This window comes from Limnohabitans sp. B9-3 (assembly GCF_002778325.1).
GTDB lineage: Bacteria > Pseudomonadota > Gammaproteobacteria > Burkholderiales > Burkholderiaceae_C > Limnohabitans > Limnohabitans kasalickyi.
The window spans coordinates 263,452-282,018 of sequence record NZ_NESI01000003.1 but is presented as its reverse complement, the minus strand read 5'-3'; the positions used below and the strand labels follow the sequence as shown (position 1 = coordinate 282,018).

Annotated in this window: 18 protein-coding genes; 8 read left to right on the top strand and 10 right to left on the bottom strand. The window is 55.7% G+C overall.

What is annotated here, in order from left to right:
- Nucleotides 1-97: 97 nt before the first annotated feature.
- Genes B9Z42_RS06745 through B9Z42_RS06735 form a run of 3 tightly spaced genes read right to left on the bottom strand, consistent with a single transcriptional unit; the run spans nucleotide 98 to nucleotide 2,351 of the window.
- Nucleotides 98-919, bottom strand: coding sequence for a substrate-binding domain-containing protein (locus B9Z42_RS06745; RefSeq protein WP_100132577.1), 822 nt, complete (start codon nucleotides 917-919; stop codon nucleotides 98-100).
- The gene (locus B9Z42_RS06740; RefSeq protein ID WP_100132576.1) at nucleotides 916-1,617 is read right to left on the bottom strand and encodes an ATP-binding cassette domain-containing protein; all 702 of its coding nucleotides are present in this window, start codon (nucleotides 1,615-1,617) and stop codon (nucleotides 916-918) included. Before B9Z42_RS06740 ends, B9Z42_RS06745 begins: the two co-directional genes overlap by 4 nt.
- On the bottom strand, nucleotides 1,614-2,351 hold the full coding sequence (locus tag B9Z42_RS06735; RefSeq protein ID WP_100132575.1) for an ABC transporter permease: 738 nt from the start codon (nucleotides 2,349-2,351) through the stop codon (nucleotides 1,614-1,616). Before B9Z42_RS06735 ends, B9Z42_RS06740 begins: the two co-directional genes overlap by 4 nt.
- Nucleotides 2,352-2,412: 61 nt before the next feature.
- Between B9Z42_RS06735 and B9Z42_RS06730 the strand changes: the two genes are divergently transcribed.
- The 4 genes from B9Z42_RS06730 to B9Z42_RS06715 all read left to right on the top strand — a co-directional run bounded on the left by B9Z42_RS06730 (nucleotide 2,413) and on the right by B9Z42_RS06715 (nucleotide 6,347).
- Complete coding sequence (locus tag B9Z42_RS06730) at nucleotides 2,413-3,543, top strand: substrate-binding domain-containing protein (protein ID WP_199171997.1); 1,131 nt, start codon at nucleotides 2,413-2,415, stop codon at nucleotides 3,541-3,543.
- Nucleotides 3,544-3,666: 123 nt separating this feature from the next.
- Nucleotides 3,667-4,206 carry a TRAP transporter small permease subunit gene (locus B9Z42_RS06725; RefSeq protein WP_100132780.1) on the top strand — a complete coding sequence of 180 codons (540 nt, stop codon included), beginning with the start codon at nucleotides 3,667-3,669 and terminating at the stop codon, nucleotides 4,204-4,206.
- A gap of 12 nt (nucleotides 4,207-4,218) precedes the next feature.
- Nucleotides 4,219-5,739 carry a TRAP transporter large permease subunit gene (locus tag B9Z42_RS06720; RefSeq protein WP_100132779.1) on the top strand — a complete coding sequence of 507 codons (1,521 nt, stop codon included), beginning with the start codon at nucleotides 4,219-4,221 and terminating at the stop codon, nucleotides 5,737-5,739.
- Nucleotides 5,740-5,810: 71 nt separating this feature from the next.
- A complete protein-coding gene (locus B9Z42_RS06715; protein WP_100132573.1) occupies nucleotides 5,811-6,347 on the top strand; it encodes a hypothetical protein in 537 nt (178 codons plus the stop codon).
- An 80-nt stretch (nucleotides 6,348-6,427) separates the two neighbouring features.
- Here the strand turns inward: B9Z42_RS06715 and B9Z42_RS06710 are convergent, their stop codons facing one another.
- From B9Z42_RS06710 to B9Z42_RS06695, 4 genes are all read right to left on the bottom strand, one after another.
- On the bottom strand, nucleotides 6,428-7,507 hold the full coding sequence (locus B9Z42_RS06710; protein WP_100132572.1) for a TRAP transporter substrate-binding protein: 1,080 nt from the start codon (nucleotides 7,505-7,507) through the stop codon (nucleotides 6,428-6,430).
- Between the two features lie 187 nt (nucleotides 7,508-7,694).
- Complete coding sequence (gene dxs / locus B9Z42_RS06705; RefSeq protein ID WP_100132571.1) at nucleotides 7,695-9,551, bottom strand: 1-deoxy-D-xylulose-5-phosphate synthase; 1,857 nt, start codon at nucleotides 9,549-9,551, stop codon at nucleotides 7,695-7,697.
- Between the two features lie 2 nt (nucleotides 9,552-9,553).
- Nucleotides 9,554-10,468, bottom strand: a complete 915-nt coding sequence (locus B9Z42_RS06700; protein ID WP_100132778.1) for a polyprenyl synthetase family protein — start codon at nucleotides 10,466-10,468, stop codon at nucleotides 9,554-9,556.
- Between the two features lie 23 nt (nucleotides 10,469-10,491).
- The gene (locus tag B9Z42_RS06695; RefSeq protein WP_100132570.1) at nucleotides 10,492-10,728 is read right to left on the bottom strand and encodes an exodeoxyribonuclease VII small subunit; all 237 of its coding nucleotides are present in this window, start codon (nucleotides 10,726-10,728) and stop codon (nucleotides 10,492-10,494) included.
- 165 nt (nucleotides 10,729-10,893) lie between these two features.
- Here B9Z42_RS06695 and B9Z42_RS06690 point away from each other — a divergent pair, with 165 nt between their 5' ends.
- Genes B9Z42_RS06690 through B9Z42_RS06680 form a run of 3 tightly spaced genes read left to right on the top strand, consistent with a single transcriptional unit; the run spans nucleotide 10,894 to nucleotide 13,821 of the window.
- Nucleotides 10,894-12,018 (top strand): aromatic ring-hydroxylating dioxygenase subunit alpha, encoded by a 1,125-nt coding sequence (locus tag B9Z42_RS06690; RefSeq protein WP_100132569.1) that lies wholly within the window; start codon nucleotides 10,894-10,896, stop codon nucleotides 12,016-12,018.
- 9 nt (nucleotides 12,019-12,027) lie between these two features.
- On the top strand, nucleotides 12,028-12,924 hold the full coding sequence (locus tag B9Z42_RS06685; protein ID WP_100132568.1) for a DMT family transporter: 897 nt from the start codon (nucleotides 12,028-12,030) through the stop codon (nucleotides 12,922-12,924).
- Between the two features lie 27 nt (nucleotides 12,925-12,951).
- Nucleotides 12,952-13,821 carry a sulfurtransferase gene (locus B9Z42_RS06680; RefSeq protein ID WP_100132567.1) on the top strand — a complete coding sequence of 290 codons (870 nt, stop codon included), beginning with the start codon at nucleotides 12,952-12,954 and terminating at the stop codon, nucleotides 13,819-13,821.
- A 1-nt stretch (nucleotide 13,822) separates the two neighbouring features.
- Here the strand turns inward: B9Z42_RS06680 and B9Z42_RS06675 are convergent, their stop codons facing one another.
- From B9Z42_RS06675 to B9Z42_RS06665, 3 genes are all read right to left on the bottom strand, one after another.
- The gene (locus B9Z42_RS06675) at nucleotides 13,823-14,704 is read right to left on the bottom strand and encodes a ZIP family metal transporter (RefSeq protein ID WP_100132566.1); all 882 of its coding nucleotides are present in this window, start codon (nucleotides 14,702-14,704) and stop codon (nucleotides 13,823-13,825) included.
- 207 nt (nucleotides 14,705-14,911) lie between these two features.
- Nucleotides 14,912-16,375: an alpha/beta hydrolase gene (locus B9Z42_RS06670; protein WP_100132565.1), complete on the bottom strand. Its 1,464-nt coding sequence runs from the start codon at nucleotides 16,373-16,375 to the stop codon at nucleotides 14,912-14,914.
- Between the two features lie 205 nt (nucleotides 16,376-16,580).
- Entirely contained in the window at nucleotides 16,581-17,528 is a 948-nt protein-coding gene (locus B9Z42_RS06665; protein ID WP_100132564.1) for a DMT family transporter, read from the bottom strand.
- Between the two features lie 123 nt (nucleotides 17,529-17,651).
- Between B9Z42_RS06665 and B9Z42_RS06660 the strand changes: the two genes are divergently transcribed.
- The gene (locus B9Z42_RS06660; RefSeq protein WP_100132563.1) at nucleotides 17,652-18,566 is read left to right on the top strand and encodes a LysR family transcriptional regulator; all 915 of its coding nucleotides are present in this window, start codon (nucleotides 17,652-17,654) and stop codon (nucleotides 18,564-18,566) included.
- Nucleotide 18,567: the final 1 nt, after the last annotated feature.

Sequence of the window (18,567 nt, the reverse complement as noted above, 5' to 3'; positions counted from 1 at the left end):
AAAAGTTAGAGATTTCTCAAGTTGAGATAAATCTTGCTATGACGGCTCAGTCGGCGCGCCACATTCTCTTAAACCGCCGACTTGAAAGCGTTAAACCTTATTTGTTGGCGTTGGCGAAAAACAAGGCTTCGCCGCCAATTTTGTAGCTGTTGATGTTGGCTTGACCTGCGGGTGAGATGACCCAATCGACAAACTTCTGCGCCAAATCGGCTTTGACATGCGAATGTTTGGCGGGGTTGACCACCATCACGCCGTACTGATTGAACAGGCGGTTGTCGCCCTCCACCAAGACCTGCAAATCTTGGCGGTTCTTGAAGTTGAGCCATGTGCCGCGATCGGTCAACGCGTAGCCGCCGGTCGACGAAGCGATGTTCAATGCGGGGCCCATGCCACAGCCGCACTCTTTGTAACCATTGCCTTTGCTCTCAGCACCTGCCAATTTCCAATAACGCAACTCGGCGGCATGGGTGCCACTTTTGTCGCCGCGCGACACAAAGTTAGCCTGTGAGCCAGCCACTTTTTGCAGGGCGGTCACGATGTCTTTGCCACGCGCCTTCGCAGGGTCATTGGCTGGGCCAACGAGCACAAAATCGTTGTACATCACGGGGTGACGTTTGACGCCAAAACCATCAGCCACAAATTTCTCTTCAGCCACTTGGTCGTGCACAAACAGCACATCGGCGTCACCGCGACGGCCCGTGTCCAAGGCTTGCCCTGTGCCCAAAGCGACGACCTTGATCTCAATGCCTGTGGCCTGCTTGAATGCGGGCAACATGTGGGAAAACAACCCCGATTGCTCGGTCGATGTGGTCGAAGCCATGACGATGTTGGGCGTTTGTGCCCGCACGGGGGTGGATCCCAAAGCCACGACACAAGCCAAGCTTGCGACCCATAAGAACAAATGTGTGCGACGTGTCATACCAACTCTCCTTTAAGAAACAAATGCGCTTGTGGATGGCTATCCGCCAAGGACTGATTGAAAAAATGATCTGCAGCTAAGTCGGCCAAAATTTGGCCAGCTTCTAAGTAAATAACCCGCGTGGCCATGCGTTTGACCTGACCTAAGTTGTGGCTGCTGAACAGCAAGGTGACGCCCGAGGCGCTGACCCAATCCGACACCAAACGCTCCACCTCACGCTTGGCATGCGGGTCAAGGCTTGACGTAGGCTCGTCTAACAACACCAAACCGGGCTGTAGGGCCCACGCCCGAGCCAAGGCCAAGCGCTGTTGCTGGCCGCCCGACAAAGTGCGTGCCGAACGATCGGCCAAATCTTGCAAATCGACCTGCTGCAAGGCTGCCAACGCTTGCACTTGGGCAGCGCGCCATGACACGCCTTGCAACCAGAGTCCCCACATCACAAAACGCAGCACCGAGGTACGCAGCATGTGTGGGCGCTGAAACACCATCGCTTGGCGCACCTCAGGGGCCGCCCTCACCTGACCTTGCGAAGGCTTCAACAACCCATGAGCCACACGGAGCAACGTGCTTTTGCCGCTCCCGTTGGCACCCACCAAGGCAATACGCTCACCCGAGCGAATGTGCAAGTTCACCTCGCGCAAAGCAGTGTGGCGGGCAAATTGAACCCCCACCCGCTGCAAGTCCAACACGGTGCTCATGCCAACGCCCCTTGCGCATGACCTTGAACGGCATCGTCTGAACCTTGACGCCAACGGCGCAGCATTGAAATGCAGACGTTCAGCAGCAGCACCACAGCCATCAGCACAAAGCCCAATGCCAAGGCCAAAGGCAAATCGCCTTTGCTGGTTTCTAGGGCAATGGCGGTGGTCATCACGCGTGTGAACCCCTCCATGTTGCCGCCCACCACCATCACTGCGCCGACTTCAGAGACCGCACGACCAAACGCCGCAATCACCACGGTCAGCAGGGTGTAGCGCTCGTCCCAGGCCAGCAGCACGCTGCGCATCCAAGGCGCGGCGCCCAGGGACTGCAACTGCTCACCGTGGCTACGCTCAGCATCTTCCACACACTGCCGTGTCAACGCCGTGACCACGGGCAGCACCAAGATGGCTTGGGCCAACACCATCGCTTTGAGGCTGAACAACCAACCCAAAAAACCCAGAGGCCCCGTGCGAGATAAGAGCAAATACACCAACAACCCAACCACCACGGACGGCAACGCCAAAAAGGTATTGAGCACGGTCAGCAGCGCATCCCGCCCAACGAACCGAGAGACGCCCAACCAAGCACCCAAGACAACGCCCAAGCTACATGCGAAGACGGTGGCGAGCACACTAACCCAGAGAGATCGCCCCACAATGGACCACAGCACAGGATCAAATTGAACGAGAAGTTGTAGCGAAGAGGTGGCGGTATCGGTAAACGTAGACATGAGACAGTTAGACTTTGCGGCATCCTAGCCAAGCGCTCAAAACCTCACCATATGTAAATCTGTGCATAGCGTTCGACTTAACTACACCCTCAACCACCACAGCGACAAACTCAGCCCCGCAGCGGACTCGATGTTGCTGCGCCACCCATTGATGGACCTGCTGCAAGCCGTGGCGCAACAGGGCTCCATTTCTGCGGCAGCACGCGCATTGGATTTGTCCTATCGCCACGTTTGGGGCGAACTCAAGCGCTGGGAAGACGTGTTGGGCCATGAGCTGATCGTGTGGGAAAAAGGCCAATCTGCGCGCTTGACCGAGTTTGGTGACAAGCTGATGTGGGCTGAACGCCAAACCCAAGCTCGCCTAGCCCCACAAATCGAAGCCTTGCGTGCCGACTTAGAACGCACCTTTGCCGTCGCGTTTGACCCCGACGCCCACGTGCTGACGCTCTACGCCAGCCACGATGATGCCCTGCCACGACTGCGCGAATACGCGGCGGAGCAAGGCCTTCATTTAGACATCCGTTTTTGCGGCAGCGTGGACGCCATTCGCGCTCTGAATGAAGGACGCTGCACCTTGGCAGGTTTTCACACGCAATCGCCATCCAGCAAAACCTCGCACACGGCCAAGGCCTACCAAGATTTGCTCAAACCGGGCCTGCACAAAATCATTGGTTTTGCCACGCGCGTTCAAGGCTTGATCGTGGCCCCAGGCAACCCCTTGCAGCTCCATAGCCTGCAAGATGTTGCGCGAACGCGTGCCCGATTTGTGCATCGCAGCTTAGGCACAGGCACTCGGGTGTTGCTCGACGATTTGCTGGGTCAAGCCCAACTTGACCTCCATGACTTGAATGCATTGCCCGATGATGAACCCTCTCACACGGCTTTGGCTGAAGCCATTGCATCTGGGCGTTGCGATGTGGGCCTAGGCATTGAGAGCACCGCCCGTGCCCGAGGATTGGGATTTGCGCCCTTGCTGCACGAACACTTTCATTTGGTTTGCCTCAAATCTGCGTTGGACACACCCGCTACGCAGGCACTTCGTGACTTGCTACAAGAACGCGATTGGTGCGAGGCATTAAATGCTCTGCCCGGCTACGCAGCACACTCAAGTGGTGACGTGCAATCGCTCAGTGCCTTGCTGCCTTGGTGGACATTCAAAAAAAGCAAAAAAGCAGCAACGGTTGCAAGTTGACACTGCAAGTCAAAGGCCTTTGAAGTATTTTTCACAACGACATCGGAAACTTCACAGTTTGAAGAGGCCTAGCGCCCTTGGGCTTGGTACCATGGCGGGTTGGCAGAAAACTGGAGGCACATGGTGTCAAAACTTCTTAAATTAGCGTTGGGCATTGACTGGGTCAGCGAGCGTTTTGGCGCTGTTGCCGCATTCACCGTGATGGCGGCCGCCCTAATTTCAGCGGGCAATGCGTTCATTCGCTACGGATTCGACATGAGCTCTAACGGCTGGCTCGAAATTCAGTGGTACTTGTTCGCAGCCACTGTGATGCTGGGCGCTCCCTTGGTACTCAAACTCAATGAGCACGTGCGGGTTGATTTGTTCTACGGCAAGCTCAAAGGTCGAGGCCCCATTTATGTGGATTTATTTGGCTTGGTGGTCTTTTTGATGCCCGTCATGCTTTTGCTGGCTTGGTTGAGCTTTCCGCTCTTTCTCAAAATGTTTGTGACCCAAGAGATGTCCAGCAATGCAGGCGGCTTGATCCGCTGGCCAGCCATGTTGTTATTGCCGTTGGGCTTTACATGGATGTGCATGCAAGGCATCAGCGAAATCATCAAGCGCGTGGCTTACTTGCAAGGCAAGTTTGAAATGAACACGCACTACGAAAAGCCCGTGCAATAAGGACACATGATCATGCTAATGGAAAACTTTGCCCCCTTCATGTTTGGGGGACTCATCCTCACGATGCTGATTGGCTTCCCGGTTGCTTTCTCGCTGGCTTTCTTAGGCCTCGCTTGCGGCTTCTTTGCCATCAGCATGGACTGGTTCCCTGCCAGTTTCATGTCCAATCTGCCTTTGAACATTTTTGGCATTCTCAGCAACGATTTGTTGTTGGCCATCCCGTTCTTCACCTTCATGGGCGCCATTCTTGAAAAATGTGGCCTCGCGGAGGACATGCTTGACTCGATGGGCCAATTGTTTGGCCCCGTCAAAGGCGGTTTGGGCTACTCGGTCATCATCGTGGGTTTCATTTTGGGCGCCATCACAGGCACCGTGGCGGGTCAAGTGATCGCCATGGCCTTGATCTCGCTGCCGGTGATGATCCGCTACGGCTACAACATGCGCTATGCCACCGGCGTTTTGGCAGCCTCTGGCACCATCACTCAGCTGGTGCCACCGTCTCTCGTGTTGGTGGTGATGGCCGACCAACTCGGTCGCTCGGTGGGCGATATGTACAAAGGCGCTTGGGGCCCCTCCTTGTTGCAAGTGGGCATTTTTGCGCTCTACACCTATGGTTTGAGTTTGGTCAAACCTGAACATGTGCCCGGTATTCCCAAAGAAGCACGCACCTTGAATGGCTGGGCCTTGTGGGCCAAGTGCTTGCGTGGCATCGTGCCCTCCGCCTTCTTGATCTTTGCCGTCCTGGGATCGATGGGTGGATTGCCCGGCATCAACACCGCCATTGCGACACCGACTGAAGCCGGTGCCATGGGTTGTGTAGGCGCGTTGGTCTTGGCCGCCATGCACAACCGCTTGGACAAAAACCTGATTTGGGATGCGATGCACAGCACCATGCGCCTCACAGCCATGGTGGTGTTCATCTTGATCGGATCACGCGTGTTTTCGATGGTGTTCCAGGGTGTTGACGGCGCCAAATGGGTGGAGCATTTGCTGTCAGGCTTGCCTGGCGGTCAAGTGGGCTTCTTGATTGTGGTGAACATCTTCATCTTCTTCTTGGCCTTCTTCCTCGACTTTTTTGAAATCGCCTTCATCATCTTGCCTATGCTCGGCCCAGTTGCTGAAAAGATGGGCATCGACATGGTGTGGTTCGGCGTGCTGCTGTGCGTCAACATGCAAACCAGCTTCATGCATCCGCCCTTTGGCTTTGCGCTTTTCTATCTGCGCGGCATTGCTGACACCTTGTTCAAAGAAGGACGCATTGAGAAACCCGTCAAGTCCAACGACATTTACATGGGCGCCATTCCTTGGGTGATCATGCAATTGGTGCTGGTGGTGATCGTGATCTTCGTGCCCGAGACAGTGACCATGTTCTTGGACAAAGAAGAGAAAGTCGATCTTGACAAAGTTGTGATTGAAATGCCTTCTGAGCAAGAAGTGCCTGAGGTTGAGCTCAAACTTGACGGCACCAAACCTACAGACGCTGACAACGCGGCTGAGGAGCAAAAGAAAATGGACGATCTCTTCAAGAAATAAGCGCCGACTTAAAGCATAAGCCCCTCCGGCAAACCCGAGAGGGGCTTTTTCTTGGCCAACCCTGCTAGACCATGACCGACCACAACACACCGCCATCCACCTCTGAGTCAAGCGTGACGTTACCCATGCGAGGACCCGAGCCCTTTCGCTTTGTATGCGCTCCTGAGACCTTAGAAGGTCCCGCCTTTTCGCGCACGTTTCAAGGCATCACACTGCTCACTGTGCTGGGATCAGGCTACTGGCTGCTCAGCTTGTGGCAACAAGGCAAGTTTGGCGGCGACACAGGCTGGGAAGGGTTACGCAGCGCAGGGTGGTTCATCGTCGGTTGGGTCTTGTTGGCTTGGACAGCTTGGCATGTGGTGCGCAGCCGCGTCAAAATAGATGCACTAGGGATGCACCAAACTTGGATTTGGGACAAGCACCAAAATTTGGATGAACTGGCTTACGCCAAGTTACTGCGCATTCGAGGCCTGGAGTGGCTGATGGCACCGCGCTTTTATGCACGCACCTTGGCAGGTAAATTCACCGTTTTTTATATGATTCGCCCGGATATGCTGGAGAACTGCAGCCGATTAGCCAAAGAGCTCGAGTCTTTTAGACGCATGTGATCCTGACGCTTCAACCCTTGCATCAGGCATAAAAAAACCGCGCCCTAAAGCGCGGTTTTTTTGCATGTAGAAAAACTGAATTACAGCTTTTGCGCTTGCATGAACGAGTCAAACTTGGCTTCGGTGAAACGGAACCACAGGTTGGAGTCTGCGCGGAACTTGCTGTAGTCAGCGTAGACTTTCTTCCAGTTTTCGTTTTTGGCCGAGATTTCGTCATAAAAAGCCATCGACTCTTTGAAAGCTGTCGCCATCACGTCTTTGGGGAACTCACGCAACTTGGTGCCAGAACCCACCAACTGCTTCAAAGCAGCAGGGTTACGAGCGTCATACTTGGCTTGCATGTCAGAGTGGGCTTGCGCAGCTGCAGCTTCGACGATGGCCTTGTTCTCTGGCGACAGAGCGGCAAATGCTTTGTCGTTGATGAAGAAGTCGAGCTGTGGGCCACCTTCCCAGAAACCTGGGTAGTAGTAGAAAGGCGCAACCTTGCTGAAGCCCAACTTCAAATCGTCATAGGGACCTACCCACTCAGCTGAGTCGATGGTTCCTTTTTCCAAGGCTGGATAAATGTCGCCACCAGGAATGTTTTGAGGAATGACGCCCATGCGCTCAAGCACCTTGCCTGCGAAGCCGCCAACACGGAACTTCAAACCTTTGAGGTCAGCCACCGATTTGATTTCTTTACGGAACCAGCCACCCATTTGCGCGCCTGTGTTGCCGCCTGGGAAGTTGACCATGTTGTATTTGGCATAGAACTCGCGCATCAGCTTCATGCCGTTGCCTTCGTACATCCATGCTGTCATTTGACGGCTGTTCAGACCGAAAGGAATGGCGCAACCCAAGGCAAAAGTCTCGTCCTTACCAAAGAAATAGTAAGGGGCTGTGTGGGCCATTTCGATGGAGCCTTGTTGCACGCCATCCACCACGCCAAAAGCGGGCATGATTTCGCCAGGTGCATGGACAGAGACTTCAAACTTGCCACCCGACATGGCTTTGACAGCCTTGGCGAAAGTGTCAGCTGCACCGTGGATGGTGTCGAGCGATTTAGGAAAGCTCGAAGCCAAACGCCAGCGGATAGCGGCTTGTGCGTGAACGGCTGGTGCGGCACCTGCGGCCAAAATGCCAGCAATACCTGCATTCTTGATTACGGAACGACGGTCCATGTGAGACTCCAAAAAGTTAAAACTGCGAGCTTGTCAATGTCAGAGGTGACACCAGAATGACAGCCAGCGAGGCGAGATTGTAGGCAGGCTTGGGGGACAAAATCTGCGGGTTTGCCCGAAGAAAAAACCAGCTATCAAAAAATTCAAAGTGCATGAAATTGCCTCATGCCCATGATTGGTTTGCAAGTTAATCCAAAAGATTAACAAAACGCTTGGCAATGGCTGCTTGAATACCTGCGGCATCTAAGCCCAATTCGGCAAGCAACTTGACGGGGTCGCCGTGCTCGGTGAACACATCAGGCACACCCAACACCAAAACGGGCTTGGGTTGCTCAAGCACTTGCAAGGCTTCAAGCACCGCCGAACCTGCGCCGCCCATGATGGCCCCCTCTTCAACCGTGACCAAGGCATCGTGCGTGGCCGCAATTTGCGCCAGCAACGCCGTGTCAAGCGGCTTGGCCCAGCGCATGTTGACTACCGTGGCATTGAGTGCTTCACCGGCTTCGAGCGCAGGGTAAAGCAAGGTACCGAAGGCCAAAATGGCAATCCGTTGACCTGTGCGACGCATTTCGCCTTTGCCAAAAGGCAAGGCTTGCAAGCCAGGCTGCACCGGCACGCCGACACCTGCACCCCGTGGATAACGTACGGCCACACAATGGTCTTGTTGGTAAGCCGTGGTCAACAGTTGGCGGCATTCGTTTTCGTCTGCTGGGCAAGCCATGCTGACGTTAGGAATGCAGCGCATGAACGGGATGTCATATAAACCGGCGTGCGTGGCACCATCGGCCCCCACAATGCCAGCGCGATCCAGCGCCAGCACCATGGGTAGCTTTTGCAAGGCCACGTCGTGAATGACTTGGTCGTAGGCGCGTTGCAAGAACGTGGAGTAAATGGCCACAACGGGCTTCACACCCTCGCAGGCTAGCCCTGCCGCAAACGTCAGTGCATGCTGCTCGGCAATGCCGACATCGTGGTAGCGCTCAGGAAAACGCTGGTGAAACGCCACCATACCCGAGCCTTCACGCATAGCGGGCGTGATGGCCACCAACAGTGGGTCATGCTCGGCCATGTCGCACAGCCACTGACCAAACACTTGGGTGAAGGTGGTTTTGGCGGCGCTGGTCGAAGGCACCAAACCCACAGCAGGGTCAAACTTACCTGGACCGTGGTAGGCCACTGGATCAGCTTCGGCCAATTTGTAACCTTGGCCTTTTTTGGTCACCACATGCAAAAACTGTGGCCCTTCCAAGTGCTTGATATTTTCCAAGGTTGGAATCAGCGACTCCAGGTCGTGGCCGTCGATGGGGCCGATGTAGTTGAAACCAAACTTTTCAAACAAAGTAGCCGGAACCACAAGGCCTTTGGCTTGCTCTTCGAAACGCTTGGCCAACTCGAACAAAGGCGGTGCGCCTTTGAGCACCTGCTTGCCCACCTCTTTGGCGGCCGCATAAAACTTGCCACTCATCAACTGTGCCAAATACCGGTTGAGCGCGCCGACAGGCGGGCTGATCGACATGTCGTTGTCGTTCAAGATGACCAACAGTTTGGAATGCGTCACACCGCCATTGTTCAAGGCTTCAAAGGCCATGCCGGCCGTCATGGCGCCATCGCCAATCACTGCAATGGCATGACGTTGCTCACCTTTTTGCTGCGCGGCCACTGCCATGCCCAAGGCGGCAGAAATGCTGGTGGACGAGTGAGCCGTACCAAAGGCGTCGTATTCGCTTTCGTCACGGCGTGGGAAACCGCTCAGGCCATGACGTTGACGAAGCGTGCTCATTTGGTCTCGCCGCCCCGTCAAGATTTTGTGCGGGTAGGTTTGGTGGCCCACGTCCCACACGATACGGTCGTGCGGGGTGTTAAAAACATAGTGCAGCGCCACCGTCAATTCGACCGTCCCCAAGTTAGAGCTCAAATGCCCGCCGGTTTTGGCGACGCTTTGCAACACATACGAACGCAGCTCGTCGGCCAAAGTGCTGAGTTGCTGGCGCGGTAAGGCGCGCAAGTCAGCCGGTGAGTTGATGGTGGGCAACAAGTTGGGCATGTTCAGGTGTTCCGTTTCACAACGTGCTGGGCCAAGGCAGCCAGCGCGTGGGTGTGTGTCAGACCACTGTCTTGTAAAGCATCTAAGGCTTCTTGCAACAGGGCCTCCGCATAAGCCTGAGCTGGCGCCAAGCCCAACAGTGACACATAAGTAGGTTTGTCGTTCGCAGCATCTTTGCCTGCGGTTTTACCAAGCGTGGCGGAGTCAGCGATGACATCCAACACATCGTCAATCACTTGAAACGCCAAGCCAAGGGCTTGGCTATAACGCTGCAATGCGTTCAGTGCTTGGGAGCCGGCCTTACCGCAGGTGGCGCCCATCATCACACTGGCTTCCAGCAGCGCACCCGTCTTCAAACGGTGCATCTGACGCAGTTGGTCTTGGGTCAAGGCTTGGCCCACACTGGCTAAGTCAATCGCTTGACCGCCGGCCATGCCCTGATAGCCCGCAGCAACCGCCAACAAACGGCACAGGCGTGCTTGCACATCACTAGGGATGTTGGACGCCTCAGGGGTTAGCACTTCAAAAGCCAGCGCTTGCAGCGCATCACCCGCCAACAAGGCTTGCGCCTCGCCGAACTGCACGTGGACGGTGGGCTTGCCTCGGCGCAACACATCGTTGTCCATGCAAGGCATGTCATCGTGGACCAAGGAATACGCATGAATCAGCTCAACCGCACAGCCTGCACGCAAAGCCGCCTCGTCCATTTCCACTCGGGCATCGCCCTGCGCCACGGCTTCACGGGCGGCCAAGGCCAATAAGGGCCGTAAACGCTTACCGCCGTCTAAAGCGGCATAGCGCATGCACTCACCCAAATTGGCAGGCGCTTGGGGGTTGATCCAGTTCGATAAAGCCAACTCGACTTGGGCCAAACGCTGTTGACTCCAAAGCGTCAAATCAAAAGAATTCTGCGGCATGGGAGAGCTTTGTTCTTTCATACTTAAGTAGCCGACCATGGCTTGAGCACGCCGTTGTCGAGCACCTGAATTTGCTGCTCGACGGCATCCAACTGGGCTCGGCAAAACGCTAATAATTCAGCGCCACGTTGGTAGCCAGACAGCAAGTCTGCCAAAGGTAGCTGACCTGATTCCATTTGAGCCACCATGCCTTCTAGCTCTTTCAAAGCAGCTTCATAGCTGGCAGGCGCCGTGCTTGCAGGGGTCTTGGCTTTGGTCATCGTGATGAAAAAAGAGTGAATGTGTTGAACACGTAGATTCTCATTTTAGGCTTTGCCAAGCTTGGGCCACCACGCTTCGTTACAATGAGCCTCCTTTCATCAGCCCTTCGGCTGATTTATTTTTTCACACACCTCCCTGTGGGGAGTCTTTAGGTCAGGTCACCCATGTCTGATTTAAGTCTTCAACTGCAGCAGGCGAATAGCCAACTACCAGTTACCAGTTACTTTGACGAGGCGCTGTTTCAGCGCGAACTGGAGACCATCTTTCAGCGCGGCCCACGGTATGTGGGCCACCAACTTGCTGTGCCCGATGTGGGCGATTACTACGCTTTGCCGCATGAGGGCGAAGGGCGTGCGCTTGTGCGTTCCGCCCAAGGCGTAGAGCTGATTTCCAACGTCTGCCGCCACCGCCAAGCCGTGATGCTCAAAGGCCGTGGTTCTTTGCAAAACCAAGCCCCAGGATCAGCGGGTGGCAATATCGTCTGCCCTTTGCACCGCTGGACCTATGCCTCGACGGGCGAACTGCTGGGCGCCCCCCACTTTTCGCATGACCCTTGCCTCAACCTCAACAACTACAAGTTGCGTGAGTGGAACGGCTTGCTGTTTGAAGACAACGGCGTCGACATCGAGGCAGACTTGGCCAACATGGGCCCCCGCGCTGCGTTGGACTTCACGGGCTTTGCCTTGGACCGCGTGGAACTGCACGAGTGCAACTACAACTGGAAAACCTTCATCGAGGTCTACCTCGAGGACTACCACGTCGGCCCCTTTCACCCAGGTCTCGGCCAGTTTGTCACCTGTGACGATTTGAGCTGGGAATTCAAAGACAACTATTCGGTGCAAACCGTCGGCGTGTCGGAGGGTTTTGGCAAACCCGGTTCCCCGACCTACAAAACGTGGCACGACATGTTGCTCAAGTACCGCAACGGCGAGCTCCCTGAGCGTGGTGCGATTTGGCTCACCTACTACCCTCACATCATGGTGGAGTGGTACCCGCATGTATTGACCGTCTCGACGCTGCACCCCATCAGCCCCACCAAGACCTTGAATAGGGTGGAGTTTTATTACCCTGAAGAAATCGTCGCCTTTGAGCGTGAATTTGTCGAAGCCCAGCAAGCCGCCTACATGGAAACCTGCATCGAAGACGACGAAATCGCCGAGCGCATGGACGCAGGCCGCAAAGCCCTGATGCAACGTGGCGACAACGAAGTGGGCCCCTACCAAAGCCCCATGGAAGATGGCATGCAGCACTTTCATGAGTGGTACCGCGGCAAACTCAGCTTCACCTGACCTGCCAACATGCAAGCCCTTTGGATGCTGCTAGGCGCGGCCTTCTTCGCCACCATGGGCGTATGCGTGAAGTTTGGTTCTGAGCACTTCAACTCGGCAGAATTGGTGTTTTACCGAGGCGTGGTGGGCATCGTTTTTTTGGCCGTCATCGCCAAGCAAAAAAAGGTGTCCCTACGCACCGCCTATCCTGGCGCCCATGTGTGGCGTTCCACCATTGGCGTGCTGTCGCTCAGCGCTTGGTTTTATGCCATCGGCAAACTCCCGCTGGCCACGGCCATGACGCTGAACTACATGAGTGGTGTTTGGGTGGCCGCTTTTCTGGTTGGGGGCTCACTCATCAATTGGAAACCCGAAGACAACCGCAGTCCTTGGTCACAAGGGCCCCTTGCTTTGAGTGTGTTGGCGGGCTTTGCTGGGGTCGTGATGATGCTGCGACCCACGATTGAACAAAACCAAATTTTTGCGGGCTTGATTGGCCTGATGTCGGGCTTTGCCGCCGCGTTTTCTTACATGCAAGTCATGGTGCTGGGCCGCTTGGGCGAACCCGAAACGCGAACCGTTTTTTACTTTGCATTGGGCACGCTTTTGGCAGGTGCGATTGGCATGGGCTTTGCAGGCGTGTCTGAATGGCACTGGGAGCATGCCATCTGGTTGTTACCTGTGGGCGTCTTTGCATCACTGGGCCAGTTGTGCATGACACGCGCTTACAGCAAAGGCGCCACACTGGTGGTGGCCAACTTACAGTACTCGGGCATCGTGTTTGCCGCGCTTTACAGCTTGCTGCTGTTTGGTGACGACATTCCCCTCATCGGCTGGATGGGTATGGCCTTGATCGTGCTGAGCGGCATGGCGGCCACCTTGTTGCGCGCCCGCGCTGTTCCCAACGCCCCTGCAGAAGAACACTGACACCACTGAACGCTACAGGAGCTTTGTATGTACACCACCCTCATTTCTGTTGCTCAACTGAAAGACCTGCAACACAGCGGCCAACCCTTGGCAGTGTTTGATTGCAGCTGCGACCTGATGAAGCCCGAACAAGGCTATGCCCAATACATGGCGCAACACATTGCGGGCGCGCAACACGCAGACTTGGACAAAAACCTTGCCACACACGACCCCGCGCTGCGCGTCAACGGTGGGCGTCACCCTTTGCCACGACGCGAAGTTTTTGCGGCATGGCTGCACAGCGTGGGCGTGAAGAACGACACCCAAGTGGTGGTCTATGACCGCAACGGCATGAACTATGCCGGCAGGCTCTGGTGGATGCTGAAATGGTGCGGCCACGATGCGGTGGCCGTTCTCGACGGTGGCTTGCAAGCTTGGGTTGCTGCAGGTGGCGCTGTCGCGTCAGGCGAACACCATCCAGCGCCGACCACAGCTACTGAAGGCGAGTTTGAGCTGCGTGAACCTTTGGTTCAATTGATCGAGACCGCCGCCGTGTTTTCACGCTTGAACACGGGCGAGCAAACCATCGTCGACGCACGCGCCGCACCACGCTACCGCGGCGAAGTCGAACCCATGGACCCTGTCGCAGGCCACATACCCGGTGCACTCAATCGCCCTTTTAGTACCAACCTCAATGCGGACGGCTTCTTCAAAAGCTCGGCCGAGTTGCGTGCTGAATTTGCCGCCTTGCTAGGCGATGCCAAACCGGAAAATGTGGTTCACCACTGTGGCAGCGGCGTGAGCGCAGTGCCCAATGTCTTGGCCATGGAAGTCGCTGGCTTTGGGCGCACAGCGTTGTATGCAGGCAGCTGGAGCGAGTGGTGCAACACGCCCGGCTTGCCCTGCGAAAAATCTTAAATCAGTGGTGCACCCATTCGCCCAAAGCGGCGACGAGGGCAATGCCTGCAAACAACCAAGCCACTTGTGCCGCCGTCTCACGCGGTGAGAGGCGTTTTTGCAGCTGTGGAATTAAGTCTGCGAGCGCGACGTAAATAAAGCTGCTGGCCGCGGCCACCAAAAAGTACGGCAAATAAGCCTGCAAAGCGCCCACCAACACATAACCCACCACGCCCCCAATGGCCGTCACGCCACCTGCCAAGGTGAGTTTGAACAATGCGGCCCGCGGGTTGCTCAGCGTTTGGCGCAGAACCACCAAGTCACCCACATGATGGGGCACCTCGTGCGCCATCACGGCCAAAGCAGCGGCAACGCCTAAACGTGGGTCAGCCACAAACGCAGCCGCGATCAAAATGCCGTCGCCAAAGGCGTGCACGCTGTCGCCCAGCAACACCGCCCAACCACCGCTGTGGTGGTTATGCCCATGGTTATGACTGGGGTGGTCATTGTTTGCATGGTCATGCGAATGCGCGTGCGTGCTGTGGTTATGCGGATGGGCGTGCGCGTGCGAATCATGGGGGTTGTGCGAATGGCTTGCATCGCCGTGACTGTGCCCATGCTCGTGGCCGTGATGCCACAACTCAGCCTTGTCGAGCAAAAAGAAAAACACCAAGCCCACCAACAGGGCGGCAAACATGGTCTGTGGTGAAACGCCAGCACTACCAGACAACTCAAACGCCTCTGGTAGCAAGCGCGTGAAAGCCGTGGCCAGCAAAGCACCAGCGGCCAAACTCAGCAAATGTTGGGTAAAGCGCGACAGCAAGGCATAAGCCAGCAGCGCTGCCAGCCACACACTGCCCATGCCTGCCACCAAGGTGCCGACAAGAATAGAAATCAAGGTCATGGGGGGATTATCGACTGAGGCTTTCAAGCGAAGTCATTCAGCTTCAGCCAGAGGTGCGGCGTGTGCTTGGCACGGGGCAAATGAGATCGGCTGATTCGTAACTTGTTTGATTCCTATGACTATTTAAAAATTGAGGAAATACACCTTGCAAAAAAAGGGGCGATCATCTGATCGCCCCCTCCAAAGCTACCTAAGATCAGCGAAAGTTCAAGGGCAAGCCGGTGAGTTAGCTAACGTTAGTGGGCGCAAGGCATTGGTAGTGCCGCTCTCATCGGGTCCAAGCGTATTTTTAGTAAAAGTACAGCCGTAGGTTGCTGCGGCCACAGTGGCAGGAGTCACCACATCGTCGCCCGTCGGTTTAACGCCATCACGCTCCCACTTGATCATGTCGTCGAATGCGTTCACTTGCTCTGCAACCGTGAAGTCGCAATGGCTCACACCTCGAATGGCACGCTGAACCAACCAAGAACTGTTGCCCTTGGCGGCGACTCGCTTTTGATAAGTTTGCTCCATGCTGAATGGAACGAACAAGTCTCCCAATGTATGAATTGAAACCACAGGAATCTTGAACTCGCCATTGGCTTTGGGAATCCAGCGCAAGCCGTCACGACGTAAGCGGTTGGCCTCTGGATCGGCCGTAAGTTTAAGAACGGACGCGTTCAGCGCGGTTGAACCAGGGACGTCACCATCGATCTTGTAGGTGTAAGCGTTGGTATCGAGCACGTTTTTGTTCAGAATGCCCGTCACAGTACCGTCTGAACCAAAAGTTCCCCAGGCTGAGGGAAAGCTGCCACCAAAAGCAAAACCGAGATCGAACATCGGGCGCGGACCACCCGTGATGTTTTGCAATACAGAAAGGTACTTTACGCCTGCGGCAGTTGGCGTCGCAGGGGCAGTTGACGTAGAAGGGAACGTTGTGAAAAGCGTGCTGCGCACCAAGGGTTCAATTTCACTCCACTTGGCGGTCGGATAGCTGGGTAGCCCTGCGATTGCTTGCGCTGTGACCTGCATGGCGGCAAACTGGTTGAACAATTCTGTATCGCCCAATACCCCGCACATAGGAACGGCACCAGCGTACTTCACCTTGTTCACGGCGTAAGCCGCTGCTTCATCTTCAATGGCCGCCGCAGTGATGTGCCCGCCCATTGAATGTCCGGTGATGTAGATCTTGGTCGGTGCAGAAAGCGTACGTGCGTTTTTCGCTGCAATAGCCTTGAACTCAAGAGCCAGCGCGTTGGTGTCTTCAACACCAGCACGAACGTCATAGTAGTTTTTGGCATAGCTCGAAGCTGCCCATGCATAGCCATTTTGAATGAGGTAACGGCGAATGGATGGATTTGAAACACCCACGGCAGCACCAGTACCCGCATAGCCATGGGCATACATCACGAGTTTGCCGTTCCAATTGGCCGGCACTTCGACGCGATACGCAGCGCCGTTCAGTACACCAGACCAGCGACTTGTTGTACTCATATCCACCGTGTCTGAGCTTTGCGTTGACATCGCGGCAAACGTAGTGGCCGTAGGTTCTGCAGGACTAAAAACGCGAGAGTCTTGCGCGCGGGTTTCTTCAGGTGCTGGTAATGGGGCGTCGCTGCTTCCGCAGGCAGCCAGCAAAGCGACACTGGTTAAGGCAAGCGCTGTCAGGCGCAACGGTTTTTTAAAGCTCATGGTCTTGTCTCCAAATGGTTGTTGTCTACGTTTACACACTTATCAAGAAAGCCAACTTGAGCATATGCCTCACTGTCACGATGAATAAATAGTAGCTACCCTTGGATTTGTCTCAGGCGAGACAGAAGGACGATTGGCATCCAAGAATGTGTTGAGCCAGCAGATGGGTAGTTTTCAACCCAAATCACAGCCCTTCAGTTCACCTTCAAGCTTTTTGGGCTGAACCAGCGGACGTTGTGACAGCAACGATCAGCCCTGTCATCACCAAGAGCAGACCTACAGCTTCTAGTTGTGCGGGCACATGACCCAGCACTGGCCAAGCCATGAGCGCGGCCAAGCCGGGTGCCAACGCCGGGAAAACCGCTGCGCGCGACGGGCCGAGAAGTGACACCATTTTTGAGTAGGTGTACAGCGTGCCCGCACCTGCGATCACCCCTTGCACCAACACCTCGACCCAAAAAACAAATGGCGCTGCCAAGAAGAGGCCCTCACCGCCAGTGAACCCAATGTAAGCAGGCACATAGGTGAACAATGCGCTGATCGAAATTACCGCTGTAGCCAGCAATGGGGCGAGCCGGTGCTTGCGCAGCACGATGCCAAATCCGGCCCACAACGTGCCGGCCGCAAGGAACATGGCATCGCCAAGGGATGCCCGTAGCGTCAAGCTGGCGGCCTCGACCCCAGACACCAGCACCAAACCCGTCAGCACCACGGCAATGCCCACTACTCGGCGCAGCGTCATACGGTCACCCAGCACCACCGCACCGAGCACCATGCCCATCACGCTCATGGCTGTGAACGGAAAAACAGCTGCATGGCTGGGTGGCGCAAACTGCAGCGCACCAAACATCAAGAGGCCAAAAGGTGTGCCGGCCAGCAGTGCCACCAGCAACCAAACGCGCCAACGCGTGGTGAACTGCGCACTGTCACGCCGCCAGGCCAGCGCCAACACCGGCAGCATCAGGATGCCTGCCACGCCGAACCGCAATACCGTGAGGTCGGGTGAAGACAGTCCGCGTGCCATGCCCCAGCGGGCAAACACGGTGTACAGCGCGCCGATGCTGGCAGCGACCAGCCCAACAGCAATACCTTTGGCTAATTGGCTGCGCTCGTTGTGGCTTGTCTGCGGCAGAGTCAAAGTGCTGGTGTTCATCGTGGCTTCCTTGTGCAAGTGGCGTCCTCATTCATGCCGCGAAGTTTGTTTCAATCCAAACCATTGCACTAGTCATTTAATTTTACTATTATTTATTCCAATTTAGACTAAATAGGAACAATCATGGATCGATTGGCAGCCATGCAGAGCTTTGTGCGTGTGGTAGAAAGCGGCAGTTTTTCGGCCGTAGCCCGTGAACTCCAAACCACGCAGAGCCGTGTGAGCAAACAGGTAGCGGCACTTGAGCGCGAGCTGGGTGCCAAGTTATTGAGCCGCACCACCCGTTCCTTGGCCCTGAGCGAAGCCGGTGAACGCTACTTTGCACAAGCGCGACGTTTGATTGCCGAAATCGCCGAGGCGGAGTCGGAACTTCTTTTAGGTGAGCAGCAGCTCAGCGGTTGGCTGCGCGTGGCCGCATCGGTGGGCTATGGACGGCTCAAACTGTTGCCGCTGGTGAAGACTTTCTTGGCAGCCCACCCGAACGTAAAAATCGATCTGAAGCTCAACGATGGGTTCATCGATCTGGTCGAAGAAGGCATCGATATCGCAGTGCGTATCGGGGAACTGGCCGACAGCTCCTTGGTGGCGCAACGCATCGGCACCACCCAGCGTGTGGTGTTGGCCAGCCATGAATACCTTCGTTCGCTGCCCACCGGGCTGACAATGCCAAGCGTGCCGGAGAATCTGCTGGAGCACAACTGCATCGTCTATTCGGAACTGGCCACGCAGAACGCCTGGACATTCACAGCAGGCGCGGGTGCAGTTGCGACAGAGGGCACGCAAGTCACCATCCGAGCGCAAGGCAATCTGCAAACCAACAGCAGTGAAATTGTCCGTGCCTCAGTGCTCTCGGGGATGGGGATCGGCTATTCGCCGACTTGGTTGTTCGAGGAGGAAATAACACGCGGAGAGTTGCAAGTGCTGTTGCCCGACTGGCCCGCACCGCCACTGCCCATTCATTTGGTGAGCCCAGCGCAGCGACGCCCGTCAGCCAAGGTACAGGCGTTCGCATTACACATGGCATCGCACTCAAAATAGT